Origin of the sequence: Pseudomonas benzenivorans, from assembly GCF_033547155.1 — a bacterium.
GTDB lineage: Bacteria > Pseudomonadota > Gammaproteobacteria > Pseudomonadales > Pseudomonadaceae > Aquipseudomonas > Aquipseudomonas benzenivorans_B.
Genome location: NZ_CP137892.1, coordinates 671747 through 688031 on the forward strand (window position 1 = coordinate 671747; position 16285 = coordinate 688031).

The following is a 16285-nucleotide window of genomic DNA, read 5'->3' on the forward strand; positions in this document are numbered from 1 at the left end:
TCAGTGTTCCCAGCGGCGGTGGATGGCCTCCAGCTCGCCCGTGCTCCGCAGGCGCTCCAGGGCATCGGCGAAGAGGTCGGCGCGCTGCTGGTCCTCCTGGCCGAAGGCGACGTAGCGTGGCATCTCCACCAGGGGCTGTGGCAGCACGCGCACCCGCTGCTCGGCATTCAGCTCGCGGGCGAAATAGAGTAGCTGGGTGCGGTCGCCGACTATCACGTCGAAGCGCCCGGCCAGCAGCATGGCCACCAGCTGCCGCGGGGTCTGGGCGATGGCGTCGCGACGCAGCTCGGCGCGGTCGAACGCGGTCTCGTAGGCATAGCCCTCGACCTGACCGATCCGGTAGGGCGCCAGGTCGCTCAGCTGTCGCCAGTCCTCCAGCGCCGTCTTGGATGTGGTCATGAATACCGTGGTGCCGGTGCGCAGGGGGCCGACCAGCCGATACTGGGCCCGGCGCTCCGGGGTGCCGGCGAACTGGAAGGCCATGGTGGCTTCGCCACGTTCGAGCATGGCCTTGACCCGCAGCCAGGGATACAGGCGCAGGTGGTAGTCGACGCCTGCGGCCTGCAGCACGGCGTCGACCAGCTCGACGTCCAGCCCCAGGGGGGCGTCATCGTCGGGGGCTACATAGCTGTAGGGGGCGAACTGCTTGTCGCCGACCACCTGCCATGGCTCTGCCAGCGACGGGGCGCAGAGGGCGAGGAGCAGGCAGCACAGCAGTAAGCGCATCGGTGGGTTCCAGCTGGCGAGTGATCAAGCATGGCGCCCGCGCCAGTCGCGGGCAATTGCGGACGCTCGACGGTTCAACGGTAGTTGTTTCCGGCCGCTTTTGCACTCAGCCGCTGTGTCGCGGGGCGTCGCCGGCGTGGCGCAACGGCGTGCAGCGCTGCCGGTCGATGGCGCCGACATAGGGGTTGCCGTGGCCCATGACGCAGCCGACCTGCTGGTTGCGCCAGCGTTCCCAGTCGCTGACCGGGTACAGGCGGTGCCAGGCCTCGTAGGTGCGCCGGTCCTGGCGCGACAGGCGCAGCCGGTAATGGTCGGCCATATACAGGTAGATGCGCGCCGAGGCGCCGCGGGCCGGCTCCGGTGGCATGGCGGTCCTGGCCTTGAAGTCGACGCGCATCGGACAGGCGCCGTACTGCTTGGGGCTGGCCCCGAGCATGCCCAGGGCATAGTTGGAGCGGTCGCCATTCACTTCACCGATGCTGGGCACCAGGTTGTGCAGGTCGGCCTCGGCGGCGCGGAATACCGGGTCGTTGCGCGTGCAGTTCTTGCGCCCGCCCTGCTGCCAGCACTGGCGCTGATGGCCGATCACCCAGGCCGGCACCACGTGCTCCCACTCCAGGCGTTGCGCGCGGCGTGGCTGCTTGCGCGGGACATAGCCGCAGCTGGCCAGGTCCACCCGGTTGCCCTGGTAGGCGCAGCCACAGTAGAAGGTGGTCTGTTGCGGGGCGTAGAGCTTCCAGGCGATCTTCTTGGCGGCGGTGAAGCTTTGCGGGGCATCGGCGTGGGCGGGGAGGGTGAACAGCAGGCACAGCAGGACAAGCAGGCGGGGCATAGACGGCTCTGGGCAAAAAAAGCCGCGCATGATAACCGCTGCCGGAGGCGAGCGGGAGCGTCTAGGACGCAGTTTTCACCCTGTGCCGACACCCCTGGCGGGGCGCCGGAGGCAAAGGCGTCAGACCTTCCTGACGAACTCGGACTTGAGCTTCATCGCACCGATGCCGTCGATCTTGCAGTCGATGTCGTGATCGCCGTCGACCAGGCGGATGCTCTTGACCTTGGTGCCGACCTTGACCACCAGTGAGGAGCCCTTGACCTTGAGGTCCTTGATCACGGTGACGCTGTCGCCGTCCTGCAGGGGATTGCCCACCGCATCCTTGATCACCCGGGCGTCGTCATCGGCGTCCGGCGTCTCGGTGTTGGCGGACCACTCGTGGGCGCACTCGGGGCAGACCAGCAGCTGGCCGTCTTGATAGCTGTATTCGGATTGACACTGGGGGCAGGGTGGCAGGGTGCTCACTGGGGCTCCTCGGGGACGCTGAGGTGGGAAGCCGCACAGTGTATAGGGATTTGCCGCCCTTGCGGGCACCGCGCCCGATCGGGGCGCGGCCCGCGACGACTACCAGCGGGGGCGGTAATGGCCGTGCCGATGATGGCGGTGGTGCCGGTGATAGTGCGGGCGATGCTGATGCTTGTACTGATGCGCTCGGTAGCCGTAGTGCGGTACCACCACCCGTGGGTAGCTCCGATAGTAGGGCCGTGGCGAGTAGTAGTCCGGATAGGGCTCCTCGTAGTAACGATAGTGGTGCGGCGGTGGGCCGATCTCGACGTACACCGGCACGCGCTCGTAGCGGCTGTTGGCGACGATCACGCCGCCGATCACCGCGCCGACCACGGCCCCGGCAATTGCGGCGTCGCGGCCGGAACCACGGGCCGAGGCGTCAGCGCTGAACACCAGGCTGGCAAGCAGCAGAGTCAGTAGGGGAATGCGACCAAACATGGACGGACCTCCTTCTACGGTCGGCAGGTGCCGGTTAAATTTCGACCACTGTCGCCGGCGAATATCGCGCCCGGGCTAGGTAAAGCTTGTGTAAAGCCGCCGGTTGCCGCCTCGCGGCGAGCCTGGTGAGGGGCGCCGCGCCGGGCCCTCAGTCGTATTCGGCTTCCGCGTGCTCGCCCAGCAGGCGGCGCTGCCGGGGCGTGCAGGCGGCCAGCACCGCGGGGTTGAAGCGCCAGGCCAGATAGGGCGAGAACTTCTGCGCGACCATGCGCCGGCCGTAGTGCACCTGCAGCAGGTAGCGGCTGCGGTCTGTCGTGCGGTTGCGGCTGCCGGCGTGCCACAGCTCGCTGCGCAGCATCAGCACGTCGCCGGCCCGGCACAGCACCGGCTGCGCCGGGGTGCCCTGCCAGCTATCCTCCCCCGGCCGCGGTCCCCGTCCGGCACGGTGGCTGCCGGGGATCACCAGGGTGGGGCAGAGGTCGGCGTCGATGTCGTCGAGGTACAGCTGGGCGGTGCAGATCTGCATGGGCAGCGCGAAGCCCGGGTCGGCCAGCAGCGCCGGCGGCAGCTGCAGCACCAGGTAGTCCAGGTGCAGCGCGGCGCCGACGAAACCGGGGTGGCAACGCCAGGCGGTCTGGCCGATCACGTGGCAGTCGGTGCCGAGGGCCGCCTCGGCCAGTTCGATCACCCCCGGCGGGTCGAGGTAGGGCAACCACAGCGGGTCGCGGTTGAACACGCACTTGTAGTGGTCCAGCAGCCCGCTGTAATCCCAGTGCTGCGGTTGCAGGCGGTCGATGGCCGCGCGCAACTCGGCCACCTGTGGCGCCTCCAGCACCCCGGGCAGCAGGACGAAGCCGCGCCCGTGCAGGGCACGCAGGCGCGCCGCGGTCAAGGCGGGGGCGGGGCTGTCCGGCATCGGCGGGCTCCTCGGGCGGCGCCGGGGCGGAGCGCCGCACCCCTTGAGCGTAGCCGAGCGCGGCTGCCGCCGGTCGAGCACGCGGCGCCTGCCCGACCGGAACGGGCGGCTATCCTCAGGGTATCGGCCGCCCCAGGCCGCCCCTAACCGCAGCGCAGGCAGCGAGCATGCAACTGGACGAGTTCACCGGCAACCTCCTCGAGACCCTGTGGCGCTGGGCGACCACGCCCTGGCTGCAGATCGGCGAGACCGACCTGCACCTGGCGCGGCTGATCGGCCTGGCGCTGATCCTGTTCTTCGCCTGGTGGCTCTCCTCCCTGTTGGAGCGCGGCCTGCGCAATGTCGCGGCGCGCAGCAAGGGCACCCACATGAACTCCTCGGGGATGTATGCGCTGACCCGCATCATCCGCTATGCGGTGTGGATCATCGGTACCCTGGTGGGCCTGCGCTACCTGGGCCTGGACCTGACCAACATCGCCCTGGTCGGCGGCGCCATCGGCGTCGGCATCGGCCTGGGCCTGCAGAACATCTTCAGCAATTTCATCTCCGGATTGATCCTGCTGCTGGAGAAGACCCTCAAGGTCGGCGACTTCGTCGATCTGCAGTCCGGGGTGATGGGCCGGGTCACGGAGATCGGCATGCGCTACACGCGCATCACCACCAACGATCTGGTCGACATCATCGTGCCGAACTCCGAGTTCGTGACCGGTCGGGTGACCAACTGGAGCTTCGACGAGAAGTTCCGGCGCATCCACGTGCCCTTCGGCGTGGCCTACGGCAGCGACAAGCACAGGGTCAAGGCCGCCGTGCTCAAGGCGGTGGAGGCGGTGCCCGGCTGCATCACCAGCCTGCCGGGGCGGCAGCCGGATGTGTGGTTGACCCGCTTCGGCGACAGCAGCCTGGAGTTCGAGCTGGTGGTCTGGGTCGAGCACGACCTGATGATCTCCCCCGGTGCCACCCATGCCCGCTTCATGTGGGCCATCGATGATCAGCTGCGCCTGGCCGGAGTGGAGATTCCCTTCCCCCAGCGCGACCTGCACCTGCGTTCCGGCAGCCTGCGCCTGGACCTGGGCGAGGGGCAGCGGCTGCAGGTTTCCGGCGCGCCGCCGCGCGACGACGAGCCGGGGGCCGGTTAACCCAGGCGACGAGCTGCAGGCGACCAGGCGCGCTGGTCTTTCGCACAAAACCCATGGATATCAGTCATTTGGCCTTCCGCTTGGGAATTGTCTGGGTGGCTAACGTAATTTTGACTTGCCCGCCCTCGGCAACTAATACCTTAGGTACGCTCCGCAGAGGAGCGCACCACGCGCCGCAGGCGGGGCGTCGGGCCGGTGCACCGCTAGGGCAAAGGTGCGTGGTCCGCCCGCCGCGACCGGCCTCGCGCGGCGCCTCGTTCAAGCCTGCTTCCGGGAGCCGCTGGCGTGCCTGCGCGCGTGCCGCCGTGCCCGGCCGCTGGGCGTGTTGCGACCTTGCCCTTTCGGCGTCGCACAGGAGGAGGGCGGTGAGATGGCCGGCATGCAGGACAGAGGCGCAAGGGTTCGCTCGACCCTCATCGGTCTCCACTGCGGGGCTCTGGTGCTGCTGGCGGCGACCCTGTTCGCCGCCCTGGTCGCGGTCGACCTGGTGCTGGGCGACGAGCAGCCCGTTGCCGCGCAGGCGGGCAACGACAAGTGGCTGGAGCCGGCTCGCAGCCGCTTGATGCAGGCGCGCGAAGCCCTACCCTTCTTCCCGCATCGGGCCAACACCCGGGGCAATGTCGTGCTGCAGCCGCAGGACTTCGAGAGCGCCGAGCTGTGCGGCGCCTGCCACACCGAGATCTACCGCCAGTGGCGCAGCTCGATGATGGCCCAGGCGTGGGACGAGCCGGTCTATCGCGCCCTGCTCAAGCTGGCCAGCGAGGCCACCGAGGGACGGGGGGACACCTTCTGCACCGGCTGCCATTCGCCGGTCGGCCTCACCACCGGGCAGATCACCACCGCGCTCAACCGCTCCTCGGTCGAGGACAGCGCGCGGGATCATCCGCTGCCGGGCGTCGATTGCGAGAGCTGCCACAACATCAGCGCCCGTACCGGGCTGGACAACGGCGCCTATGTCATGACGCCCCGGGCCCACGGTCGCCCGACCAAGTTCGGCCCGCGCCAGGATGCCGTGTCGCCCTACCACGACACCGTCTACTCGGCGCTGCATACCCGCTCGGACTTCTGCGCCACCTGCCATAACGTCACCCACCCGTTCAGCAGCGTGGCGGTGGAGCGCACCTACGACGAATGGCTGGAGAGCGCCTACAGCCTCAACGGCGAGACCTGCCAGGACTGCCACATGCCGGGCTTCGCCGGCCGCGCGGCAAGCATGGGGCCGCAGCGCGAGCACGTCGCCTCGCACTGGTTCAGCGGCGCCAATGCCACGCTGCTCAGTCATCTGGGCCGGGAAGAGGCGGCGCAACGCGCCCGCGACTTGCTGGCACGGGCGGCCCGCATCGAGTTCGAGGCCCTGCCGGAGCGGGTGCGGCCCGGGCAGGACGTCAGGCTGGCGGTCAGGGTGAGCAATGTCGGCGCCGGCCACAAGCTGCCGACCGGCTTCCCCGAGGGCCGCGAGATCTGGATCGACCTGCGCGTGAGCGATGCCCGCGGGCGCCAGGTCTACCGCCTGGGGGCGGTCAGGGACGGCGAGACCGAGGCCGGTACGCGCAACTTCAAGGTGCACCTGGGGGATAAGGACGGCAACGAGCTGGACATCGAGGTGTGGAACGCCACGCAGATCCTTTCCGACAACCGCATCCTGCCCAAGGGCTACATCGTCCGCGAGTTCAGCTTCCGGGTGCCGGCCGATGCCGTCGGGCCGCTGAGCCTGCGTGCGGACCTGAACTACTGGCCGTTCTCGCAGAAGCTCGCCGACTTCCTGCTCGGCGCCGGGGCGCTGCAGGTGGAGGTCACGCGCATGACCCAGGCCCGCGCGCGCCTGGCCTTGAGCCGCGAGCTGGCCCGCACCCCCTAGGCGGTGCGGGCAGCCCGGCGCGTGGCGTCAGGGCTTGGCGAGGGTCGGGTAACCCTGGCTGAACACCCAGTCGCTCTGCTGCGCCGGCACATGGCAGCCGCGGCAGGTCTCGGCGAAGCCCTTGGACACGTTGGCGGCGGGGTTCTTCGCTTCGTACAGCCCCCAACCCCAGCCCTCGGCCCAGTGCGGGTTGTCCGGGAAGCGGCCCTGGCGGTCCTTGACCATGACGAACCAGACGTTGGCGTCTCCGGCCCACTGGGCCTGGCCGGTGGTCTGCGGCCCTTGTTCGACCGCGCGAATCTCCTTGATCAGCACCGCGCCGTCGGGGAACGCCCCGGTCTTGCGGTAGGCCGCGACGGTTTCCGGCTGGGTGTAGACGTCATGGAAGCCATAGCCCGGGGCCTGCTGGTCGGCGACCACCCAGGAACCCAGGTGAATCCAGGTGCTGCGCGCATCGGCGGGCAGGCGAATGTCGCCCTTGGCGTCGACGTAGGTGCTGAAGGTCTGTTCGGCCAGGTCCGCCCCCTGGGCCGACAGGCTGGTCAGGGCGATGGTGAGAGCCACTAAGGGTTTCATGGCATGACTCCTGTGTTGCGGTGGGTGGCGGCGCCCAGGGCGCCGCGGCGTTACAGGGCGGCGGGCACCGGCGGGAAGTCGATGTCGGTGTGCGCCAGGTTATTAGTGAAGTTGGTCAGCACGTTGAGCGCGACCTGGGCCACCACCTCGAGGATCAGGCCGTCGTCCAGCCCGGCTTCGCGGGCGGCGACCAGCTCTGCGTCGCTGAGCCGGCCGCGTTGCGCGAGGAGGCGTGCAGCCAGTTCGGCGACGGGCAGCTCCCCGGCACTGGCGGTGCGGCCGGCACGGGCGGCGAGCAGTTCCTCGCCATTCAGACCGGCCCCCTTGCCCAGCAGGCTGTGGGCGCTCAGGCAGTAAGCGCAACCGTTGGCCTGGGCCACGGCGAGGGCGACGAGTTCCCGCTGACGTGCACTCAGACGGCCCTGACCGAGGGTGTCCGACAGGCCCAGGTAACCCTGCAGCGCCGCAGGCGCCTGGGCCAGGGTGGTGAACAGGTTGGGCAGCATGCCGAGCTTGCCTTTGACGGCGCTGAGGGCGGCGGCGGTTTGGGCGTCGGCGTGGCTGAGATCGAGGGGGGCGATACGGGGCATGGTGTTTCTCCTGTGTGATAGCCGGATGGCTGAGTTCACTTTGACGAAGAGGTCGAGATTAGTGATGATGATTAGTCTCGGAAATCATGCAGATCGTATCGAATGGATCGTCTTTCGCCCTTGCTGGCGCGTTTCGCCCTCAGCGCCCAGGTGTTCCACAGCGGGCCGCTGTGCGGACTCTCCGAACACTTCGACGGCGACAGCTTTGGCCGTCTTCACCTGCTGCGCAGGGGCCGCCTGCGCGTCTCCGGCCCGCACATCCGCAGCTACCAGATCGATCAGCCCACGCTGTTGCTGTTCCCGCGGCCCTGCGGCCACCGCCTGGAGGGCGAGGGGCCGGACGGCGCCGAGCTGCTCTGCGCCACATTCGATTTCGGCGGCGGCTTGGGCAACCCGTTGGTGCGGACCCTGCCCGGCGAGCTGCTGGTGCCCTTGCAGGCAATCCCCAGCCTGGAGCCGGTGCTCGACCTGCTGTTCGACGAGGCCTTCGCCGACCATTGCGGACGTCAGGCGGCCATCGATCGTCTGGTCGAGTACGTGCTGATCCTGCTGATGCGCCATGCCATGGATGCCAACCTGCTGCGGGTCGGCATCCTCGCCGGTCTGGCCGAGCCACGCCTGGCCAAGGCGATCAACGCCATGCACGAGCAGCCGCAGGCGACCTGGACCCTGGCGAGCCTGGCCCAGCGCGCGGGCATGTCGCGGGCCCGCTTCGCGGTGAACTTCCGCGAGGCGGTGGGCATGACCCCGCTGGACTACCTCACCGAGTGGCGCCTGAGCCTGGCCAAGGGCCTGCTCAAGCAGGGCAAGCCGCTGGGGTTGGTGGCGCCGGCCGTCGGTTACACCAGCCCGGAGGCGTTGTCGCGGGCGTTCAGCCGCTATGTCGGGCAATCGCCGCGGGACTGGCGCAAGGAGCTGGGGGCGCCTTGAGGCGAGGCGGGTTATTCATTGGCTATAAGCGAGCGGTTCGTTATTTTTATGATTGTCTTAAAGCATTGGAAATCAATGGCTTGCCGTTATTGTGGTCTGGTTATAGGGCTTTGCCGGCTTCTTGACGTCTGCGCGCTGCGCAGCTAAACCGATAAAACGGTAGGGGTGTAATACGTATGACCACGCTTGCCGTTGGCGGAGAAGAAGTTGCATCGGCTGGGACGCCTGACCATAGAGAATGACCGTCGAATCCGGCGGTTCGACGGATCTCAGCAAAGGGCAGGACGATAAATGGGCAGCAAGAGCAGTACCGGGTTGCCGGGTGGTCATCCGCGCGCATCACGTGCGATGCCCAGTCGTTATGCGGGGAGTGATACCGGGCATTGGTCCGATGCCGACGCACCACTGATCGCCGGACACTATCTGACCGGCCTCCTGCGGGACGCGAGCAGTCCGGATCACGGCGCGCGCCTCCTGCTTGCCCTGCACCAGCCACCTCGGGCGCTCTCCTGGGGGCTATCCCTGATGACCTGGTTCCGTGGCGTCTGGCTGTGGCTGAAGCACGCACTCGGCGGATCGGCCGGTACCATGGCGACGACCGCACCCTGCCTTTCCGCCACGCGGCGCCTGAGCCCTGGCGGCTGGCGGCCAGGGCGGGGGACTCACTGAGACGCCTGAGGCTCGGCCTTTCGACTCAAGTCCACGGGCGCGTGGGAGCACGGACGCCGCCGTCTTCAGGGCGTGGTCCTGGGGGCCGGCCAGTGCAGCACGCCCTGGTCCTCGAAGCGGGTCGTGCCGAACAGCCCGCCCGCCAACTTGCCGCTCAACGCATAGGGTAGCCCTTGCCCCGGCTGATAGCCGGCAGCTCCCCAGGCCTGGCGCATGGCGGAGAAGGCGGAAATGCTCACCGGTACACTGAGCAGCGCCTCGCCGAAGCGCGGCACCTGTCCTTGCTGGTCGCTCACTCCGCTGGCCAGCGGCTGACCGTTGACCTCCAACTCCAGCGCCACGCCGTCGTAGTCGAGTGCCGCATCGTTGGGGTTCTGAATCCGCAGTTTCAACGCGAAACGCATCTCCAGGCCCTGCCCCGGGAGCGGCTCCAGACCGACAAGATCGATGCGCAGCGGATCGCGCAGAGCCAGGGTGCCGCAGGCGGAAAGGGTTCCGGCCAGTAGCAGCGACAGCAGGGCGTGCAGCAGGAGGCGTGGGCTAGCAGGCATGGAGGGGGATTCCGCGACGGGCTGTGGCTAGAGCATAGAAGAGCCTGCGGGGCCGGTCAGCGGCGCGGTGTGTCATTGCGGCTATCGACACTTTTTCGACACCCAAAGAAAAACCCCTGAAAAACGCTAGGCTCTTCAGGGGCTTATTTGGTGGAGCCGGGGGGATTTGAACCCCCGTCCGCCAGTTCTCCGCTATCGGTTCTACATGCTTAGCCATCTCTATTGAGTTAACTCATCGCGGCCCGAGTGGCAGGGCGCTTTGAGCGAGCTGTATGAGTTTTAGCCGTTACGTCTACAGCGAACTTGGCGGCGATCCTGTTCTATATGACTGACCAAATCTTCGGGTTTACAGGCATCCCCTAGGGTCAGCTAGCGGCACTTAGGCGGCTAGAGCGTAGTTGTCGTCGTTGGCAACTATAAGTTTGCAGCAGCGAATTTACGAGTTCTGCTACCAGCTCGGCATGCCCCTCAAGTTTTGCTACCGGCGTCGAATCCTAATCGGCCCCAAAACTGTCGTGGGTAAAGCTAGGACGCGCAGTGTACGGCATAGGTTCCGCGGCGTCGACCCGGCGATGTCCGTTCGGACGCGGGATCCCGAGTGCGGCTATGATTAGACACCTGAGTTTCAGTCATGTCTTTGGGACGAGACCTTACCTATGCCGCGCGCGTCGCGTTATCCCTTGCGCCAGTGGATCTGGCGCGCCTTTGTACAGAGTGCGTTGATCCCGCTGATCCTGGTCGAGTCGGTGCTGATTACCATCTATTTGCTGAGCAATGCGGCGATTCGCGATGCGCAGATCGGTTACTTGCAGCAGAGCGCGCTGGGGGACCTGGCGGCGGCCGTGGCCCGTGAGGGGCAGGTAATCGACAGCCGGCTGCGGGCGGTCGAGGCGCAGGTGCAGATTTTTCGCGATGCGACGTTGCAGGCGCTGCAGAACACCGGCTTCCAGCCCGATGAGCTGGAGCGTCAGCGCCACGCCTCGACTGCCAGTGGGGTGTACTACAGCCGCAGCGACGACGGCCGCGCGGCGTCCTTCTACGCCAACAGCACACCCGCGGAACGGCAGGATCGTGCCAAGGCCCTGCGGCTGTCGCAGATCGACCCGCTGATGCGCTCGATCCGTGCGGCCAATCCGCTGGTCGCGGCGGTCTATTTCAACAGCTGGGACAGCTACAACCGCATCTATCCCTTCTTTATGACCCCCGAGCAGTATCCCCATGACATGGTGATACCCGACTACAACTTCTATTACCTGGCCGACGCTCGCCACAATCCGGAGCGCAAGGTGGCCTGGACCGATGTCTATCTCGACCCGGCCGGCCAGGGCTGGATGATGTCGGCGGTCGCCCCGGTGTATCAGGGCGAGTTCCTCGAAGGCGTGGTGGGGTTGGACATTACCGTCGGCCAGATGCTTACGGAGATCGGCGAGCTGGACGTGCCCTGGCAGGGCTACGCGATGTTGGTCAGCCGCGATCACAACATCATGGCGCTGCCGCAGGCCGGTGAGCGGGATTTCGGTCTGCGCGAGCTGACCGAGTACTCCTATGCCGAGGCGGTGCGCCGCGAGGTGCTCAAGCCCGAGGACTTCCGCCTGGACAAGTACGCCGACCTGCAGCCGCTGCTGCAGGCCATGGCGGCGGGGCAGAACAAGGTACAGGAGGTGCAACTGGGCGGGCGCAATCGCCTGGTGGCCTGGAGCGAGATTCCGCAGACCGGCTGGCGCCTGCTGCTGGTGGTGGACGAGGAGCAGATCTTCAGCGAGACCAACCGCCTGGCCGAGCGCTACCTGCAGATCGGTTACCTGCTGATCGTCGGCCTGGCCCTGTTCTATCTGCTGTTCTTCGCCTGGATGTGGTGGCGTTCGCGGCATCTGAGCGATCAACTGGTACAGCCGATTGCCGGTATCGGCGCGATGATGCGACGGATCGGCCAGGGGGATTTCCATCCCAGCGCGCCCGCCAGCCAGATTGCCGAGCTGAGCTCCATGGCGCAGGCGGTGCAGCATACCGGTGAGCAGCTGCAAGCCAGCGAGACCGAGCGCCGTCAGGCGCAGCGGATTCTCGAGCTGGTGCTGGAGAGCACCACCGAGAGCTTGTGGGAAGTGGATTCGCTGAACATGACCATCAAGCTCAGCGGCCGCTTCCTCAAGCGCTTCGGTCTGAGCCAGGAATGCATGACCCTGAGCGAATTCAATCAACGCATGCATCCGGACGACCTGGAGCGCATTCGTCACCTGCGCGGGCAGTTCGCCAGCAGTGGCGAAGACCAGTTCGAGGCCGAGTACCGTTACGCCGACGCCCGCGGTGAATATGCCTGGTTACTCAGCCGCGGCAAGGTGCTGGAGCGCGATGCGCAGGGGCAGGTACTGCGCATCGCCGGCACCCATGTCGACATCACCCGGCTCAAGCAGGCCCAGGAGGAGCTGCGCCGCGCCAGCCTGGAGGCCCAGGCGGCCAGCCAGGCGAAGAGCCGCTTCCTGTCGAGCATGAGCCATGAGCTGCGTACGCCCTTGAACGCGATCTATGGCTTCGGCCAGTTGATCGAGATGGAGGCGCAGGAGAAGGCCGGTACGCAGCAGGAGGCGAATTACGCACGGGAAATCGTCAACGCCAGTCGCCACCTGACGTCCCTGGTCGACGACATCCTCGACCTGTCGAGCATCGAGAGTCGTCGCCAGCAGCTGAACATGCAGCCGGTGGAGATCGGTCCGTTGCTGACCGGTTGCGCCGAGCTGGTGCAGCCGGAGGTGCAGCAGCGGCACCTGCGACTGGAGGTGCAGGCCGATGTAGACGCGGCGCTGTATGTGCAGGCTGACTTGCGCCGTGTGCGTCAGGTGGTGCTCAACCTGCTGTCCAATGCGATCAAGTACAACAGCCCCCAGGGCGTCATTCGCATGGGTTACGAGCTGCGCTCGGATGGTGTGCGACTGTGGGTCGAGGACAGCGGTCCTGGCCTGACGCCCGAGCAGCAGGCGCAGTTGTTCCAGCCGTTCCAGCGGCTCGGGCGGGAGAACTCGAGTACGCCAGGTACCGGTATCGGCTTGGTCCTGAGCCGCGAACTGGCCAGCCTGATGGGGGGAGAGATGGGCTTCGAGAGTCACGTGGGGGTCGGCAGTCGTTTCTGGATCGACCTACCCAGCGCCGCGGCGCCGGCCTCGGACGCCACGCCTGAGGCTGATGCCCCGCGGGTGGCTCCTTAAGCGTACATTCGGGTCGATAGTCGCCTATCGGGCGTTGCTCGCGTCGCGGGTCATGCGCCGCCGGTGTACCCGATCAGTCCCGCGGCCGGGACCGGTGGCCCCGGCCGCTAGGGCTTAGTGCTTGGCCTCGAGCAGTTTCAGGGCTTCGCCGAGCACCTCTACGGACTGGCCGTGATTGCCGCTATTGTGCAGCTCCTCGCCTTCGGCGCGGAGTTTCTGCACTTGCGCCAGCACGGCCGGGTCGCTGGGCGGGTTGCTTTGCAGCAGGGCATCGATCTTCGCCATATCCGCAGGACAGTGGGCGGCCCAGAGCGGGGCGCTGAGCAGGGCGGCGGCGAGGAAAGCGACTAGGCGGCGCATGGTGTGGCTCCTTCAGGGAGTGGGACTTTCAGTATAGAAAGTGCCGCACGGGGCCCAGGGCCGCTGGTCTGCTTTCCCTGGCCGGCCCCGTATCGCGCGGCCAGGCTAGGCGTCGCGTTGGCTGTACCTGCTAGTAGCGGGCACTGGGTCGGGTGACCCGGTCGACCAGGTAGACCAGGCCGTGGTAGTCGATGCCGCCGTGCTGGGACAGGCCGACCTCGCAGGTGCGGCTGGTGGAAATGCCTTCCGCGCAGTGCTGCACCGCCTCCTTCAGGCTGCGTAGCGCGTGGGCGTTGAGCTCCGGCGTGGTGAAGCCCTTGTCGCCGGCGAAGCCGCAGCAGTGAATGCCTTCGGGCACCACGACTTCCGTGGTGCAGCGCCGGACGATGTCGATCAACCCCTGGGCCTCGCCCAGATGCTGGGTGCTGCAGGTCACATGCACCGCCACCGGCTCGGCCTGGGGGTGGAACTCCAGGCGCTCGAGCAGGCGTTCGCGGATGAACTTCACCGGGTCGAACAGCTGCAGGCGCGGGTCGAGGCCGTCCTGCAGCAGGCGCAGGGTGCAGGGGCTGGTGTCGCAGTAGATCGGGTCGAGGCCGCCGCGGCTGGCGGCGAGCAGTGCTGCGACCAGCTCCTCGCGCTTGGCGTCGCCCTGGGCCGGGTAGCCCTTGGAGGCGAAGGGCTGGCCGCAGCAGAGGCTGTCCTGGTTCGCCGGGAAGACCACCTGGAAACCGCCTTTCTCCAGCAATGCGCGGGTCTTGTCGACGAGCGTCGCCTGCTCGCCATCACTGCAAGCCGGGCCCATGGCCCGGGACACGCAGGCGGCCAGGTAGACCACCCGCGGCCGGTCGTCCTCGACCGTCGGGGCGATGCGTATGGGTTGGACGGCCTGCGGCATGGCCGGGGTCCACTGCGGCAGGCGCTGGCCGGAGGCCTGGCGCAGGCGCGCGGAGACCTTCGTCAACAGCGGGGCGCCGAGCAGCCGGCGCGCCGCGTCGGCGGCCAGCAGGCTCAGGCGGGTGCCCTTGAGCGCCATGGCGAAGTGCCCGGCCAGCCAGTCGGCCGTGGCCTGGTGCGTCGCCGTGCGGGCGCGCAGCTTGCGCACCAGGTCGCCGGTGTTGATCCCCACCGGACAGCGCTGGGCGCACAGGCCGGTGGCGGCGCAGGTGTCGACGCCCTGGTACCGATACTCGCGCTCCAGGGCCGCGGTGTCTTCGCCGCGCCGCCGCCGCGCCTGGATGTCGCGCCAGATGACGATGCGCTGACGCGGGCTCAGGGTCAGCTCCTTGGACGGGCAGACCGGTTCGCAGAAACCGCATTCGATGCACTTGTCGACTATTACGTCGGCGGCCGGCAGGGGCTTGAGGTGCTTGAGATGAATTTCGGGGTCCTCGCTCAGCACCACGTCCGGGTTGAGGATGCCCAGGGGGTCGAGCAGGCGCTTGATCCGCCACATCAGTTGATAGGCGTCCGCGCCCCACTCGAGTTCCACAAAGGGCGCCATATTGCGCCCGGTGCCGTGTTCGGCCTTGAGCGAGCCGCCGAACTCCACCGCCACCAGCTGCGCGACGTCCTGCATGAAGGCCTCGTAGCGCGCGACCTGCAGCGGATCGTCGAAGCCCTGGGTGAAGACGAAGTGCAGGTTGCCCTCCAGGGCATGGCCGAAGATGATCGCCTCAAAGTAGCCATGCTTGTCGAACAGCGCCAGCAGGCCCTTGACGCCCTCGGCCAGCTGCTCGACCGGGAAGGTGACGTCCTCGATGATCACCGTGGTGCCGGTCTGGCGTACCGCGCCGACGGCCGGGAAGGTGTCCTTGCGGATCTTCCACAGCAGGTCGTAGACCGCCGGGTCCTCGCTGAAGTCGACCCGCTTCTCCAGGGGGAAGGGCGCGAGGGCGGCCATGATCTGCGCCAGTTGCTCGTGCAGCAGGCTCTGGCTGGCGGCGCGGGACTCGATCAGCAGGGCGCAGGCGCCGTTCGACAGGGCCTTGACCCACTCGGGCATGCCCGGCTTGTCCTGCACCGAGCGCAGGCTGCGCCGGTCCAGCAGTTCCACCGCCGAGACCGGCTGGTGCTTGAGTAGCGTCACCGCGCGGCAGCAGCTCTCCACCTCGGGGAACACCAGCAGGGCGCTGGCCTTGTGCGGGTGGTCGGGCACCGTGCGGTAGGTCACCGCGCTGATAAAGCCCAGGGTGCCTTCGGAACCGACCAGCAGGTGGCTGAGGATATCCAACGGCTGATCGAAGTCGATCAGGGCGTTGAGCGACAGGCCGGTGGTGTTCTTCAGCCGGTATTTGTGGCGGATGCGCGCGGCCAGCGGCTGGTTGGCGCGGGTCTCGCGGCCGAGCCGGGCGAGCTGTTCGAGCAGCTCGCCGTGGCGGGCCTGGAAGGCTTCGATGCTGGCCGCGTCCTCGGTGTCCAGCACGCTGCCGTCGGCCAGCACCAGGCGCATGCCGGCCAGGGTGTGGTAGCTGTTCTGCGCGGTGCCGCAGCACATGCCGCTGGCATTGTTGGCGACTATGCCGCCGATCTTGCAGGCGTTGATCGAGGCCGGGTCGGGGCCGATCTTGCGCCGGAAGGGCGCCAGCGCGGCGTTCGCCTGGGCGCCTATGACGCCTGGCTGCAGGCGGATCTGCGCGCCCTGGTCGCGGATCTCGCGGTCGTTCCAGTGGTCGCCCAGCACGATCAGCAGCGAGTCGCTGATGGCCTGGCCGGACAGGCTGGTGCCGGCGGCGCGGAAGGTCACCGGCACGCGATGGGCGCTGGCCAGTTCGAGCAGGCGCACCACTTCCGCCTCGCTCTCGACCCGTACCACCAGCTTGGGGATCAGCCGGTAGAAGCTGGCGTCGGTGCCGAAAGCCAGGGTCGACAGCGGGTCATCGAAGCGCCGCTGGCGCGGAATCAGGCGATTGACCTCGGCGAGGAAGGGGGCAGGCAGGCTCATGCAGGCTCCGGGAGTCAGGGGGCGGGCCGCGCGGGCGGCCTCGTCGGCATAG

The 16285-nt window shown here is 67.7% G+C and carries 14 protein-coding genes and 1 other RNA gene; 4 read left to right on the top strand and 11 right to left on the bottom strand.

Annotation, left to right across the window (positions count from 1 at the left end):
• The 5 genes from SBP02_RS03125 to SBP02_RS03145 all read right to left on the bottom strand — a co-directional run bounded on the left by SBP02_RS03125 (window position 1) and on the right by SBP02_RS03145 (window position 3419).
• Window positions 1-726 carry a substrate-binding periplasmic protein gene (locus SBP02_RS03125; protein WP_318644960.1) on the bottom strand — a complete coding sequence of 242 codons (726 nt, stop codon included), beginning with the start codon at window positions 724-726 and terminating at the stop codon, window positions 1-3.
• Between the two features lie 106 nt (window positions 727-832).
• Window positions 833-1558 (bottom strand): endonuclease, encoded by a 726-nt coding sequence (locus tag SBP02_RS03130; RefSeq protein WP_318644961.1) that lies wholly within the window; start codon window positions 1556-1558, stop codon window positions 833-835.
• 120 nt (window positions 1559-1678) lie between these two features.
• Window positions 1679-2023, bottom strand: coding sequence for a zinc ribbon domain-containing protein YjdM (locus tag SBP02_RS03135; protein ID WP_318644962.1), 345 nt, complete (start codon window positions 2021-2023; stop codon window positions 1679-1681).
• Between the two features lie 99 nt (window positions 2024-2122).
• A complete protein-coding gene (locus SBP02_RS03140) occupies window positions 2123-2503 on the bottom strand; it encodes a hypothetical protein (RefSeq protein ID WP_318644963.1) in 381 nt (126 codons plus the stop codon).
• Between the two features lie 148 nt (window positions 2504-2651).
• Entirely contained in the window at window positions 2652-3419 is a 768-nt protein-coding gene (locus SBP02_RS03145) for a phytanoyl-CoA dioxygenase family protein (protein ID WP_318644964.1), read from the bottom strand.
• 167 nt (window positions 3420-3586) lie between these two features.
• Here SBP02_RS03145 and SBP02_RS03150 point away from each other — a divergent pair, with 167 nt between their 5' ends.
• Together SBP02_RS03150 and SBP02_RS03155 are read left to right on the top strand one after the other, a co-directional pair.
• Window positions 3587-4555, top strand: a complete 969-nt coding sequence (locus SBP02_RS03150; protein WP_318644965.1) for a mechanosensitive ion channel family protein — start codon at window positions 3587-3589, stop codon at window positions 4553-4555.
• A gap of 370 nt (window positions 4556-4925) precedes the next feature.
• Entirely contained in the window at window positions 4926-6413 is a 1488-nt protein-coding gene (locus SBP02_RS03155) for a multiheme c-type cytochrome (protein ID WP_318644966.1), read from the top strand.
• Between the two features lie 27 nt (window positions 6414-6440).
• On the opposite strand, the gene SBP02_RS03160 is transcribed toward SBP02_RS03155, so the two are convergent.
• Entirely contained in the window at window positions 6441-6989 is a 549-nt protein-coding gene (locus SBP02_RS03160) for a cytochrome P460 family protein (protein WP_318644967.1), read from the bottom strand.
• A 50-nt stretch (window positions 6990-7039) separates the two neighbouring features.
• Window positions 7040-7579: a carboxymuconolactone decarboxylase family protein gene (locus SBP02_RS03165; RefSeq protein ID WP_318644968.1), complete on the bottom strand. Its 540-nt coding sequence runs from the start codon at window positions 7577-7579 to the stop codon at window positions 7040-7042.
• A gap of 102 nt (window positions 7580-7681) precedes the next feature.
• Here SBP02_RS03165 and SBP02_RS03170 point away from each other — a divergent pair, with 102 nt between their 5' ends.
• Window positions 7682-8509 carry an AraC family transcriptional regulator gene (locus tag SBP02_RS03170; RefSeq protein ID WP_318644969.1) on the top strand — a complete coding sequence of 276 codons (828 nt, stop codon included), beginning with the start codon at window positions 7682-7684 and terminating at the stop codon, window positions 8507-8509.
• Between the two features lie 734 nt (window positions 8510-9243).
• Here SBP02_RS03170 and SBP02_RS03175 read toward each other — a convergent pair.
• Both SBP02_RS03175 and ssrA read right to left on the bottom strand, forming a co-directional pair.
• Window positions 9244-9729: an LEA type 2 family protein gene (locus tag SBP02_RS03175; protein ID WP_318644970.1), complete on the bottom strand. Its 486-nt coding sequence runs from the start codon at window positions 9727-9729 to the stop codon at window positions 9244-9246.
• A 148-nt stretch (window positions 9730-9877) separates the two neighbouring features.
• Window positions 9878-10235: a transfer-messenger RNA gene (gene ssrA, locus SBP02_RS03180) on the bottom strand.
• A 150-nt stretch (window positions 10236-10385) separates the two neighbouring features.
• Between ssrA and SBP02_RS03185 the strand changes: the two genes are divergently transcribed.
• Window positions 10386-12929 (top strand): ATP-binding protein, encoded by a 2544-nt coding sequence (locus SBP02_RS03185; RefSeq protein WP_318644971.1) that lies wholly within the window; start codon window positions 10386-10388, stop codon window positions 12927-12929.
• Window positions 12930-13043: 114 nt separating this feature from the next.
• Here the strand turns inward: SBP02_RS03185 and SBP02_RS03190 are convergent, their stop codons facing one another.
• Window positions 13044-13289 carry a hypothetical protein gene (locus SBP02_RS03190; protein WP_318644972.1) on the bottom strand — a complete coding sequence of 82 codons (246 nt, stop codon included), beginning with the start codon at window positions 13287-13289 and terminating at the stop codon, window positions 13044-13046.
• Window positions 13290-13419: 130 nt separating this feature from the next.
• Complete coding sequence (locus SBP02_RS03195) at window positions 13420-16233, bottom strand: FAD-binding and (Fe-S)-binding domain-containing protein (protein ID WP_318644973.1); 2814 nt, start codon at window positions 16231-16233, stop codon at window positions 13420-13422.
• Between the last annotated feature and the right edge of the window lie 52 nt (window positions 16234-16285).

Excerpts from the sequence above, each read along its gene's own strand:
- SBP02_RS03125 (WP_318644960.1), bottom strand. The coding sequence starts at position 726 with ATGCGCTTACTGCTGTGCTGCCTGCTCCTCGCCCTCTGCGCCCCGTCG.
- SBP02_RS03130 (WP_318644961.1), bottom strand. The coding sequence starts at position 1,558 with ATGCCCCGCCTGCTTGTCCTGCTGTGCCTGCTGTTCACCCTCCCCGCC.
- SBP02_RS03140 (WP_318644963.1), bottom strand. The coding sequence starts at position 2,503 with ATGTTTGGTCGCATTCCCCTACTGACTCTGCTGCTTGCCAGCCTGGTG.
- SBP02_RS03145 (WP_318644964.1), bottom strand. The coding sequence starts at position 3,419 with ATGCCGGACAGCCCCGCCCCCGCCTTGACCGCGGCGCGCCTGCGTGCC.
- SBP02_RS03150 (WP_318644965.1), top strand. The coding sequence starts at position 3,587 with ATGCAACTGGACGAGTTCACCGGCAACCTCCTCGAGACCCTGTGGCGC.
- SBP02_RS03155 (WP_318644966.1), top strand. The coding sequence starts at position 4,926 with ATGGCCGGCATGCAGGACAGAGGCGCAAGGGTTCGCTCGACCCTCATC.
- SBP02_RS03160 (WP_318644967.1), bottom strand. The coding sequence starts at position 6,989 with ATGAAACCCTTAGTGGCTCTCACCATCGCCCTGACCAGCCTGTCGGCC.
- SBP02_RS03165 (WP_318644968.1), bottom strand. The coding sequence starts at position 7,579 with ATGCCCCGTATCGCCCCCCTCGATCTCAGCCACGCCGACGCCCAAACC.
- SBP02_RS03170 (WP_318644969.1), top strand. The coding sequence starts at position 7,682 with ATGGATCGTCTTTCGCCCTTGCTGGCGCGTTTCGCCCTCAGCGCCCAG.
- SBP02_RS03175 (WP_318644970.1), bottom strand. The coding sequence starts at position 9,729 with ATGCCTGCTAGCCCACGCCTCCTGCTGCACGCCCTGCTGTCGCTGCTA.
- SBP02_RS03185 (WP_318644971.1), top strand. The coding sequence starts at position 10,386 with ATGCCGCGCGCGTCGCGTTATCCCTTGCGCCAGTGGATCTGGCGCGCC.
- SBP02_RS03190 (WP_318644972.1), bottom strand. The coding sequence starts at position 13,289 with ATGCGCCGCCTAGTCGCTTTCCTCGCCGCCGCCCTGCTCAGCGCCCCG.
- SBP02_RS03195 (WP_318644973.1), bottom strand. The coding sequence starts at position 16,233 with ATGAGCCTGCCTGCCCCCTTCCTCGCCGAGGTCAATCGCCTGATTCCG.